General features: G+C 44.1%; 13 protein-coding genes. 9 read left to right on the top strand and 4 right to left on the bottom strand.

Annotation, left to right across the window (positions count from 1 at the left end; genetic code table 11):
- The gene (locus tag L3V37_RS05980) at nt 1–204 is read right to left on the bottom strand and encodes a hypothetical protein (protein ID WP_165401731.1); all 204 of its coding nucleotides are present in this window, start codon (nt 202–204) and stop codon (nt 1–3) included.
- Nucleotides 205–677: 473 nt separating this feature from the next.
- On the opposite strand from L3V37_RS05980, the gene htpX reads away from it, so the two are divergent.
- From htpX to L3V37_RS05935, 9 genes are all read left to right on the top strand, one after another.
- Nucleotides 678–1,547: a protease HtpX gene (gene htpX / locus L3V37_RS05975; RefSeq protein WP_005388085.1), complete on the top strand. Its 870-nt coding sequence runs from the start codon at nt 678–680 to the stop codon at nt 1,545–1,547.
- A gap of 209 nt (nt 1,548–1,756) precedes the next feature.
- Nucleotides 1,757–2,176, top strand: a complete 420-nt coding sequence (locus L3V37_RS05970) for a nuclear transport factor 2 family protein (protein ID WP_005378211.1) — start codon at nt 1,757–1,759, stop codon at nt 2,174–2,176.
- Nucleotides 2,173–2,898 carry an SDR family oxidoreductase gene (locus L3V37_RS05965; RefSeq protein ID WP_237305993.1) on the top strand — a complete coding sequence of 242 codons (726 nt, stop codon included), beginning with the start codon at nt 2,173–2,175 and terminating at the stop codon, nt 2,896–2,898. The genes L3V37_RS05970 and L3V37_RS05965 overlap by 4 nt, the downstream gene beginning before the upstream one ends.
- 12 nt (nt 2,899–2,910) lie before the next feature.
- Nucleotides 2,911–4,221: an NAD(P)/FAD-dependent oxidoreductase gene (locus L3V37_RS05960; protein WP_237305992.1), complete on the top strand. Its 1,311-nt coding sequence runs from the start codon at nt 2,911–2,913 to the stop codon at nt 4,219–4,221.
- A 1-nt stretch (nt 4,222) separates the two neighbouring features.
- Nucleotides 4,223–5,041, top strand: coding sequence for a DUF1365 domain-containing protein (locus tag L3V37_RS05955; RefSeq protein WP_237305991.1), 819 nt, complete (start codon nt 4,223–4,225; stop codon nt 5,039–5,041).
- Nucleotides 5,035–6,291: a cyclopropane-fatty-acyl-phospholipid synthase family protein gene (locus L3V37_RS05950; RefSeq protein WP_237305990.1), complete on the top strand. Its 1,257-nt coding sequence runs from the start codon at nt 5,035–5,037 to the stop codon at nt 6,289–6,291. The genes L3V37_RS05955 and L3V37_RS05950 overlap by 7 nt, the downstream gene beginning before the upstream one ends.
- Before the next feature lie 6 nt (nt 6,292–6,297).
- Nucleotides 6,298–6,810, top strand: coding sequence for a DUF2878 domain-containing protein (locus L3V37_RS05945; RefSeq protein ID WP_237305989.1), 513 nt, complete (start codon nt 6,298–6,300; stop codon nt 6,808–6,810).
- Nucleotides 6,770–7,363: a chalcone isomerase family protein gene (locus tag L3V37_RS05940; protein ID WP_237305988.1), complete on the top strand. Its 594-nt coding sequence runs from the start codon at nt 6,770–6,772 to the stop codon at nt 7,361–7,363. The genes L3V37_RS05945 and L3V37_RS05940 overlap by 41 nt, the downstream gene beginning before the upstream one ends.
- Complete coding sequence (locus tag L3V37_RS05935) at nt 7,363–7,896, top strand: DUF3833 domain-containing protein (protein ID WP_005378200.1); 534 nt, start codon at nt 7,363–7,365, stop codon at nt 7,894–7,896. Before L3V37_RS05940 ends, L3V37_RS05935 begins: the two co-directional genes overlap by 1 nt.
- A 133-nt stretch (nt 7,897–8,029) precedes the next feature.
- On the opposite strand, the gene purB is transcribed toward L3V37_RS05935, so the two are convergent.
- The 3 genes from purB to mnmA all read right to left on the bottom strand — a co-directional run bounded on the left by purB (nt 8,030) and on the right by mnmA (nt 11,306).
- Nucleotides 8,030–9,400, bottom strand: a complete 1,371-nt coding sequence (gene purB, locus L3V37_RS05930; RefSeq protein ID WP_213968598.1) for an adenylosuccinate lyase — start codon at nt 9,398–9,400, stop codon at nt 8,030–8,032.
- Between the two features lie 153 nt (nt 9,401–9,553).
- Nucleotides 9,554–10,171, bottom strand: a complete 618-nt coding sequence (gene hflD / locus L3V37_RS05925; protein ID WP_005378194.1) for a high frequency lysogenization protein HflD — start codon at nt 10,169–10,171, stop codon at nt 9,554–9,556.
- A 10-nt stretch (nt 10,172–10,181) separates the two neighbouring features.
- Nucleotides 10,182–11,306, bottom strand: a complete 1,125-nt coding sequence (gene mnmA, locus L3V37_RS05920; protein WP_005378192.1) for a tRNA 2-thiouridine(34) synthase MnmA — start codon at nt 11,304–11,306, stop codon at nt 10,182–10,184.
- Nucleotides 11,307–11,471 lie beyond the last annotated feature (165 nt).

Raw genomic sequence — 11,471 nt, 5'->3', positions numbered from 1 at the left:
TTACTTATCTTGGCTGAGCCCCATCAATGCTTGTTGTGTTTCTGCAACACGCTGAGACATATGATGATCGGTTGAAATACCAAGTTGTTGCTTTGCCTCGTCCTCTGAGATGCCTAGGTGACAACGTAGTAAATCAATAGCCATTTGATAGTCGTTAGTTTCTACCATGGTTTTTCCCTCAATACATGGAGTTTTTAAGCTCACCCAATGCACTTTTTGCAATGTACTTAGAGTGGCTCTGTTTTGTTCATCTCATTCGAATTTAGCATGTCCATGTAGCCGCACAATAAGACCAAAGTCTATAGCAGAGCTAACGTACTGTTTTTGGTCTATTAAAAAATTTCTAGCTAAGTTGCTAAGAGGTGATAGATTTAACACCAAGATCATCTATCAATAGATGATGGGTAGCTCAGAGCTTATTTTATCATTTTGATAAATGTATATGAACGGAGGTTCCAGCTCCTACCAAAGCATGTTTTGAAATCGCTTGAATCAAATATTTCAGTCCCGAAAACAAATGTTGCAATTTATTGCTTAACCTTGTTTTTATCGCGGATAGACTATATCTATAACGCACGGAACATGAAAATCAACGGAATTGGCTTTTATAGCGATTACCATTTGTTCCTTATAACAATCCGTTTTAAAAAAACGATAAGCTTCCTCGGAGAAAAGTAATGAAGCGAATTATGTTATTCCTAGCAACTAACCTAGCTGTCGTGCTAGTGCTTAGTGTTGTTCTGAATATTGTTTACGCTGTAACTGGAATGCAACCAGGCAGTCTGTCAGGTTTACTTGTAATGGCTGCTGTATTTGGTTTTGGTGGCGCATTTATTTCGTTGATGATGTCAAAGGGTATGGCGCTGCGCTCGGTTGGTGGTATGGTCATTGAAAGCCCGCGCAACGAAACGGAGCATTGGTTAGTCGAAACTGTGGGTCGTCAAGCTCAACAAGTGGGTATTGGTATGCCAACGGTGGCTATTTATGATTCACCAGACATCAATGCATTTGCGACAGGTGCAAAACGAGATGACTCTCTTGTCGCAGTTTCTACCGGTCTTTTACACAATATGACTCGTGATGAGGCAGAGGCAGTACTTGCACACGAAGTGAGCCATATTGCAAATGGTGATATGGTCACGATGACGTTGATGCAAGGTGTCGTGAACACGTTTGTTATCTTCCTATCACGCTTTATTGCCAATATCGTGGCATCGAACGATGATGAAGAAGGCCAAGGTACAAACATGATGGTTTACTTTGGCGTATCCATGGTGCTTGAACTGGTATTTGGTTTCCTAGCTAGCTTCTTGACTATGTGGTACAGCCGTCATCGCGAATTCCACGCGGACGCAGGTGCTGCGCGCCTCGTTGGCAAAGAAAAAATGATTGCGGCTCTAGAGCGTTTGAAGGTGAGTCATGAATCTCAACTGGATGGCACCATGATGGCGTTTGGTATCAATGGCAAGCAGTCGCTGACTGAGCTACTAATGAGCCACCCTCCGCTAGATAAACGTATTGCAGCGTTGCGAGGCCAGCAATACTAACTGTGTCTACTTAAATAATTGTTAATTTGCTGAAAAGGCTTGGTTTTGACCAAGCCTTTTTTTTCGCCGATTGATCGCGTGCGAACTTCATCACGTACTACTTACAGAAATAAAGTTATACAAAATTATTTTTGTACAACTTTGGTGGAATGAACTATCTTGTACATATAATAATTTTGTACAACTTAATGGGCGTGTAGGAGTAAAAAATGGACATACAGTCTGTTGGCAATATCTATCAAAAGCTCAACAAAGCGAACTTACATCTGCTTAAGGATATATATCACCAAGATGTAGTATTTGAGGACGCAGCGCATCGTTTAGAAGGATGGCCAGCACTTTCGGATTATTTCACCTCATTATATGCCAACGTCATCAGTTGTGATTTTGTAATCCATGAGCATCAACAAGTCGGAGATACAGGCTTCCTAACTTGGACAATGGACCTTCAACATCCCAAACTTCAGAAGGGTGCGCCTATTCTCGTCAATGGTGTTTCGCACCTCAAATTTAGCGAAGGTCAGGTCATTTATCACCGAGACTATTTTGATCTCGGAGAGATGCTCTATGAGCATTTACCGTTACTTGGTTCAGTCGTTAAAACCATCAAGCAGAGGTTAGGACAATGAACAACACCATCTTGATCACAGGCGCCACCTCAGGAATAGGAAGACAGCTTGCGCTAGATTACGCGAACTCAGAATGGAATGTGATTGCTTGTGGTCGGAATCAAGATGTTCTTGCAGAACTGGAGGCAGTTTCTTCCAAAATTCATACATTACAGTTCGATGTGACAAATTATGAGGAAACTCAGCAGGCGCTCTCTAATTTGCCCTTTACGCCAAACACATGGGTTTTTAACGCAGGCGATTGTGAGTACATGGATGAGGGAGTGGTCGACGCGAAACTCATGGCGCGTGTGATGAACGTAAATGTTGTCGGTGTTGCCAACTGCGTTGAAGGCTGCCAAGTGCATTTAGAGAGAGGGCACCGCATTGTTATTGTTGGCTCTATCGCATCGGAAGTGGCACTGCCTCGTGCAGAAGCTTACGGCGCATCCAAAGCGGCAGTCAGTTATTTTGCACGCACGCTCGCCGTCGACTTGAAAAAGAAAGGGATCAATGTGGTAACGGTGTTTCCTGGTTTTGTTGAAACGCCGTTGACTGACAAAAACGACTTCGAAATGCCAATGATCATTTCTACTAAGCAAGCGTCGGACTCTATCAGGAAGCAGTTAGCCGCCAACAAGACCTATATCTATTTCCCGGCGAGATTTACCAGTATTTTACGTTTTATCTCGTTACTTCCATACAGTTGGCAAGCTCGCCTAACTGCTAAACTCGTATCATAAGAAGGAATAAAAATGAAAACAGCAGGAAGAAAGAAGATAGCGATTGTGGGAACGGGAATCTCTGGCCTTACTTGTGGTTATTACTTGCATAAAGAACATGATGTAACGCTGTTTGAAGCGAACGATTACATCGGTGGCCATACTGCAACCGTTGATGTGAGCCTTGATGGTAAAGAATACGCGATAGATACTGGGTTCATCGTCTATAACGACCGTACGTACCCTAATTTCATTAAAATGATGAGCGAGATTGGCGTTGAAGGTCTGCCGACTCAAATGAGCTTCAGTGTCAGAAACGATGGGAACGGACTAGAGTACAACGGCCACACAGTGTCGACATTGTTTGCTCAAAAACGTAACTGGGCAAACCCTAAATTTTATCGATTTATCTTCGAGATACTTCGTTTCAATAAACTTGCCAAGCGCTTCGCTAGCGAGCAATCCTCGCAATCTCAGACGTTAGGTGAGTTCCTTGACGAACACAAATTCAGTGCTTTCTTTACCGATAACTACATTTTACCGATGGGTGCTGCGATTTGGTCGTCGACTTTAGCTGACATGCGCGCATTCCCTCTTATGTTCTTCTTACGTTTCTTCCTCAACCACGGTCTGCTAGATGTGACTAACCGACCACAATGGTATGTGATTAAAGGTGGTTCACGTTCATACATTCCACCATTGACCAAAGGCTTTGCGGAGAATATTCGTCTTAATAGTCCTGTCGAAAAAGTGGTTCGCAACGAAAAAGGGGTTGGCGTTCAAGTTCGCGGAGAAACGCATTGGTTTGATGACGTTATCTTTGCTTGTCACAGTGATCAAGCAATGAGAATGCTAGAGGATATCAGCCCAATTGAGCAGGAAATCTTGGGGGATATGACATACCAAGCAAATGAAGTTGTTCTTCATACCGACTCTGCCGTACTACCAAAACGTAAGGCAGCATGGGCATCATGGAACTACCTATTGGAAGGCAGTGAAGAGGAACAGCAACGCCTCCCTTCGCTCACTTATAACATGAACATTCTTCAACATATTCAATCAGAGCACACGTTTTGTGTAACGTTGAACAGTACTGAGCAAATTAACTCAAATAAAGTCTTGCGTTCGTTCACTTATCATCATCCAGTATTCACCACTGAGTCTATTGCAGCGCAGCAGCGCAAAGATGAGATACAGGGCAAACAAAGTACCTGGTTCTGCGGCGCTTATTGGTACAACGGTTTTCATGAAGATGGCGTGCGTAGCGCGCTTGATGTTGTGAAAGAAATAGAAGAAAAGTACCGCGAACAAAATGTGGTTCCTTTCGAAAAAGGCGCAGCGTGATATGGATAGCCAAATGAACAGCCGATTGTTTATAGGCAACGTTCGTCACCGTCGATTCACGCCTGTGAATCATGAGTTGAACTACTCTTTATTTATGCCCGCCATCGATGTAGACGAGATCGATGCTTTAGAGAAAAAAGTATGGGGTTTTGGTTCGCGTTGGTGGCATTGGGCTCGCTTCAAGCGCAGTGATTACATTGGTGAAGGTAGCGTCAAGTCGGCAGTGCACAGCAAAATTGAAGAACTGACAGGTGTTCGCTGTGCCGGCAAGGTAATCGCAGTCTGTCACTTGCGTTATCTAGGACTTTATTTCAGTCCCGTTAATTTCTACTACGTTTATAACGCCGAAGGAGAATGGAAGTATCTCCTCGCAGAGGTGAGTAACACTCCTTGGAATGAACGACATTACTACGTGGTGTCAGCAGATAAAGAAGAAGAAAAGTTTGGTTGGGAACAAGATAAAGCATTCCATGTTTCACCATTCAACCCGATTGACCAACTCTACCGCTGGAGAATTAAACCTTTGACAGACAAGTTGAATATTCATCTTGAATGTCACAAAGGAGAGAAACACTTTGATGCCACCATGGTTATGAAAGCCAAGCCACTTTCAAGCAAAACCTTATTGAGGTGTTTGATCGTTACACCAATACAAACGGTAAAAGTAATGGTTGGTATTTATTGGCACGCATTAAAACTTTGGGTGAAAGGCGCACCTTTTTATTCTCATCCTAAATATTCAACGCATGAAGAAATAGAAGCCGATACTGAAAAAACAGACAAAAAAAATAAAAAGCACAAGGAGAATTCTGCATGTTAAATACTAGTTCTATGACATTGCCGCGTAAATTGACGACAACGCAAAAAGCGGCTCGCGGAGTTATTTTTCAATGTCTGCAAAAAATGGAAATCGGCTGCTTAACAGTTATTGAAAGTTTTAAGACGGAAACGACAGAGCGAAGCGAGCGTTTTAGTGCGCCAAATGGGGAGTACAGAGGTCAACCTGTTGTCGCTACTATAGAGGTAAAACATCCAGGTTTTTATTCACGGATCTTGCAGGGCGGCAGTATTGCTGCTGGTGAGGCTTATATGGATGGGTGGTGGGATAGCCCCGATTTAACCTCATTAATGAAACTGATGGCCCTTAACATGCGTGCTCTAGATAAACTCGAAGAGCAAGGCAGTTGGTTGACTAAAATACTGTACAAGTTCAGCCATTGGTCAAACAGAAACTCTGAAGAGAACTCACGTAAAAATATCCATGCGCATTACGACTTGGGTAACAACCTATACGAAGCGTTCCTTGACACCAATATGTTGTACTCATCGGCGCTTTACAATCATGCGGATGACTCTCTAGAGCAGGCTCAAATCAACAAAATGGATCGTCTATGTCAGCAACTTGAGCTGAATCCCACTGATCATGTTGTTGAAATTGGCACTGGGTGGGGCGCTATGGCGATTTACATGGCCGAACAATACGGTTGTCAGGTCACCACAACAACGATATCTGAAGAGCAACACGCGTACGCGGAGCAAAAAATCAAAGAGCGTGGCTTAGAAGACAAAATTACTCTACTCAAAGAAGATTACCGCAATCTAACCGGCACTTATGACAAGCTCGTTTCTATTGAAATGATTGAAGCTGTGGGCAAACAATTCCTGCCTTCGTACATTAAGGTCTGTGAGTCTTTATTGAAGTCCGGTGGCTTGATGGCGATTCAAGCGATTACGATTGCCGACCAACGTTATGATTACTACAGTAACAATGTCGACTTCATCCAGAAGTACATTTTCCCGGGTGGTTTTTTACCGTCGGTAACCTCACTAACCCAAGCAACAACAAAGTACAGTGACTTAGTGACGCGAGACTTGTTCGATATTGGTTTGGACTACGCCAAGACGTTGAACGAATGGCACCTACGTTTTAATCGAGCAGAGAATGAAGTGCGCTCGTTTGGCTACGACGACCGCTTTGTGCGTATGTGGCGCTACTATTTGAGCTACTGTGAAGGTGGCTTTTTGGCTCGCACGATCAGTGCAGTTCACATGACGTTTCAACGCCCGTAGTTCGTTATGAAGGTATTTCTTGCTTCGACATGGTTCCAACTCTGCTGGTTTGCAGCGGTGCTTGGAACCTATCAATGGCAATGGGTCACGTTATTCCTTACTTTGGCAACCCTACTATATTGTCTGAAAAGCGATGCATCTTCGCTCAAAAGTATTGGTGTGATCGTCACGAGCGGGCTCGTGCTTGATACGCTCAATCAACAACTCTCGGTCTTTGTCTTTCCAACCCCATGGCTGCCAGTCTGGTTATTATGCTTGTGGGTTTTGTTTTCTTGGTATGCCTATCAACTTAAGTCAATTTTGTACCGTTTCCCAAAAACCTACGTATCAATAGTAGGCGGACTCGGAGGAACGGCGAGCTACTTCGCTGGCCATAAACTCCAAGCCGTTGAATTTCGATTCAGCACTGGCGCTACACTGGCAATGTTGTTTGTCGAATGGTGCGTCATGATGCTCTTGATACTCAAGGTGTACGGAAATGAAAAGCTTGAAGAGAGACTTAACTCAGAGACTGACTAGGTTGCTTGCGTTGGTAATAGTAACTGGTTCTTTTGCTCTGCAAGCTCAACCTGTTGGAAATAGCGAAGCTGCCAGCAACATTGCGAATTGGAAGGGATGGAAAACTGTTGGAGAAGCCCAACTTACTTGGTTCATCTTCGATATTTATCACTCAAGATTAAAAGCGCCTGATGGAAAGTTCATCGTAAGCGATGACGTATCGCCACATCCCCTTGCATTGGAAATTAATTACAAGAGAGACATCAGTAAGCAACAGCTGCTTGATGTGACGGATGAGCAGTGGGCGAAACTGGGTTTTACTGACTCATATCGAAAAACTTGGATCAGCGAGCTCGATCGTATGTTTCCTGATATTCAAAAAGGTGACGAGCTTACTTATCTAACAGATGGAAAATTTGGTCAGCTGTTTTATAAGCAGGTTGGGGACGTGCAAGTAAAGAACGTTGGCATCATTGAAGACGAACGAATGAACGATGCATTTTTAGCTATATGGTTATCACCCAACACAGAATTCCCGAAACTCCGAAAACAATTGATAGGGCAGGTTAGATAGTGCTTAAACGAATTTTTAAATCAGCGACTTTAGTGGCAGCTGTTTTTCTTTCGGCATGTTCCGCTGACATTGATAATTACCGCTCTTCTACACCGACTTTTGACGTATTCGGTTATTTCGAAGGCGACATAAAGGCGTGGGGGATGGTGCAAGATTATACCGAACAGCAAACCCGTCGCTTTGAAGTCGATATAGTGGGTACTGTAGAGGGTGATACGCTGACGCTGGTGGAAGACTTCGTGTTTGATGATGGAGAGGTGGACCAGCGAATTTGGGTTATTACTAGATTAGAAGACGGTAGTTATGAAGGTAAGGCAGACGATATTATAGGTGTAGCAACAGGGGAAGAGCAGGGCAATGCGCTACAGTGGCAATATGACTTTGAGCTACAAATGGAGGATTCATCAGTGACGGTTGCTTTTGATGATTGGCTTTATCGTCAGGATGACAGACACGTTTTCAATCTAACGAAAATAAAAAAGTTTGGTGTGGAAGTAGGAACAATAACCTTGTTCTTCCAAAAGCAGCCATAACAAATGGGGCTGATCTTCAATTAGTAATCCATTCCATATAACTAAAATTATTTTCTCCCGACCTAACTCTCCTAACTAAAAAAGGTTGACGCTTTCGCGTCAACCTTTTAGGTATCTGGTCGTTACAGGAGGATTACAGCTTATCTGTCAGCTCGATTGCTTGACCGATATAGTTCGCTGGCGTCATCTCTTTCAGACGTGCTTTCTCGTGCTCAGGAAGATCAAGACCGTCGATGAAGTTACGCATTGCTTCGCCGTCAACACGCTTACCACGAGTTAGCTCTTTTAGCTTCTCGTATGGCTTCTCGATGCCGTAACGACGCATTACCGTTTGTACTGGCTCTGCTAGTACTTCCCAGTTCTTGTCTAGTTCAGCAAGAAGCGCTTCACGGTTTACTTCTAGCTTGCTGATGCCTTTAAGTGTCGAAGTGTAAGCGATGATAGCGTAGCCAACACCAACACCAAGGTTACGTAGAACCGTTGAGTCAGTTAGGTCACGTTGCCAACGAGAGATAGGCAGTTTCTGTGCTAGGTGGCCGAATACAGCGTTCGCAAGACCTAGGTTACCTTCTGAGTTTTCAAAGTCGATTGGGTTAACTTTGTGAGGCATTGTTGAAGAACCGATCTCACCAGCAATAGTTTTTTGCTTGAAGTGGCCTAGTGCAATGTAACCCCAAACGTCACGGTCGAAGTCAATCAGGATAGTGTTGAAACGAGCGATAGCGTCGAACAGCTCAGCGATGTAATCGTGCGGTTCGATTTGAGTTGTGTAAGGGTTCCAAGTTACGCCTAGAGACTCTGTGATGAACTCTTCAGAGAACTTGTGCCAATCTAGCTCTGGGTAAGCAGAAAGGTGTGCATTGTAGTTACCTACTGCACCGTTGATTTTCGCTAGGATCTCAACGTTTTCGATTTGCTTGAATTGACGCTCCATACGGTACGCCACGTTTGCCATTTCTTTACCCATAGTAGATGGAGAAGCAGGCTGACCGTGTGTACGAGATAGAAGAGGAATGTCGCGGTATTCCACTGCTAGTGCTTTGATAGCGTCGATTAGGTTACGGATTTCTGGAAGAATCACGTTCTCACGCGCTTCTTTAAGCATTAGAGCGTGTGATGTGTTGTTGATGTCTTCAGAAGTACATGCGAAGTGGAAGAACTCGTTTACTGCGTGCAGTTCAGGAACGTCTGCTACTTTCTCTTTTAGGAAGTACTCAACCGCTTTTACGTCGTGGTTAGTTGTACGCTCGATCTCTTTGATACGGCGTGCATCTTCTTCAGAGAAGTTTGCAGCAAGGTCGTCTAGGAATTGGTTTGCTTCTGCGCTAAACGCTGGCACTTCTGCAATTTCAGCAGTAGCAGCAAGCTTTTGTAGCCAGCGGATTTCAACGATAGTACGGTACTTTAGTAGACCGTATTCACTGAAAATTTCGCGTAACGCAATTGTCTTGCTTCCGTAACGGCCGTCTACTGGTGAAACAGCAGTCAATGCTGACAGTTCCATGATGTTCTCCTGAATTGGGTTTCTAAATTTCGTGAGCTTTATACCAATAACTGTGGCAATTGTCACGAATATTGCGCAAACGTTTGCGCGAGATTTGTTTTAGTCGAAAAAAATGAGCTCGCGATAAACGCGAGCTGCTTATTTGATATTTTACTACAGACGAGCAAGAAGGATTTGTGCTTGCTCTACCATCTTCTTGCGCCCGAAGATTAGGTGGCGACGCTTACCACCAACTTGACGCCAAAGAACTGCACTACGAATGCCAGATAACAACAGCGCACGAACTTTGTGTTGGCTTGCCGTCTGCTGCAGTACAGATGGCGTGCCCGTTACTTGAATGCGTGGGCCAATAGGGCTAACGACATCCAGATAGATGCTCGCTAAATTGCTGATCATTTGATCGTCTAGTAGCTCAAAGTGCTCTGACTGACGCTTGGCCATTTGAATACGATCACCAAGCTGAGACATAGCATCGTTACGAGAGCTTAACTTACGTTCTAACGCCATTAAACTAATAATGTAACGAGTAATTTCACTGCCTGATGGTGTGCTATCAATCCCTTTAACCAAGCATTCTAGGCCGAGCTTTAGATCGGCTTCGCGACCGAATACGCCAACTGTGTTAGCAGGGTTCGTGCTCAAAATAGCGTTGATTGATGTTTCAAAAGCATCTTGATCACAATGTCCGTTTCTCGCTACCTGTTGAACTAAAGCAACAGCTTGGCAAATCCCAGCGAAAGCGATAGTACGGTCATAAAGTGTATTCGCCACGTAACGACTCCTAAGCTTGAGAATATTTAATGCGTTGCTCGATGATGCCGCCACCTAGGCACACGTCACCTTTGTAGAACACTGCTGATTGACCTGGAGTTACAGCAATTTGTGGCTCGTCAAAGATAACTTTAATGTTTTCATCATCGATAGGGATGATTGTACAAGGAATATCTTCCTGACGGTAACGAGTTTTCACTGTGCACTTCATAACATCGCGAATTGGCTCACGATCTACCCAATGAAGTTGTGATGCAAGTAGACCTTCTGATTTCAACATTGGATGGTCTTTACCTTGAACAGCAATCAAAACGTTACGTTCTAGATCTTTCTCACCAACGAACCATGGGTCCTCGTTACCACCGCCGCCTTTACGGCCACCGATGTGTAGACCTTTACGCTGACCAAGTGTGTGGTACATCAGGCCTTGGTGTTGACCAATCACTTCGCCTTCTGGCGTCTCGATATTACCAGGCTGAGCTGGAAGGTAGCGACCGAGGAATTCTGTAAACTTGCGTTCACCGATGAAACAAATACCCGTAGAGTCTTTCTTCTTAGCGGTAATTAGATCTTGTTCTTCCGCAATGCGGCGCACTTCTGGCTTCTCTAGATCACCAACAGGGAATAGGCTACGTGCGATTTGCTCGTTGCTTAATGTGTACAGGAAGTAGCTTTGATCTTTGTTGCCATCTAGACCACGCAGCATCTGTGGTTTTTCACCATTTTCTGGGAAAGAGCGACGCACATAGTGGCCCATTGCAATGTAATCAGCATCAAGTACTTCATCAGCGAATTCTAGGAATGCTTTGAACTTGATTTCTTTGTTACAAAGAATGTCAGGGTTCGGAGTACGGCCAGCTTTGTATTCAGCAAGGAAGTACTCAAATACGTTATCCCAGTATTCGGCAGCAAAGTTGATAGTGTGTAGGTGGATGCCTAGCTTGTCACATACTGCCTGAGCGTCAGCAAGATCTTCTGCCGCTGTACAATATTCTTCGTTGTCATCTTCTTCCCAGTTCTTCATGAAAAGGCCTTCTACTTGGTAGCCTTGCTGTTTTAGAAGATACGCGGAAACAGATGAATCAACGCCGCCGGACATACCGACGATGACTTTCTTTTGGCTGTTATCAGACATTACTAAACACCACTTAAATAAACGGGATGCAGATTCTATCAGAATCCACAGACCGGTGACAGATCCGAGATCGAAATCACAATTCATTTCGCTGAACTTTTCTTCAACAAAGATTCGAACGAGTAATTTCGCAAGTATAGAAGAGGTATATATGGCATAGTTGGC

It is taken from the genome of Vibrio sp. D54 (genome assembly GCF_021728075.1).
GTDB classification, from domain to species: Bacteria; Pseudomonadota; Gammaproteobacteria; order Enterobacterales; family Vibrionaceae; genus Vibrio; species Vibrio alginolyticus.
Note: the sequence above shows the minus strand (reverse complement) of the source record. Positions and strands in the feature narration are given on the sequence as shown.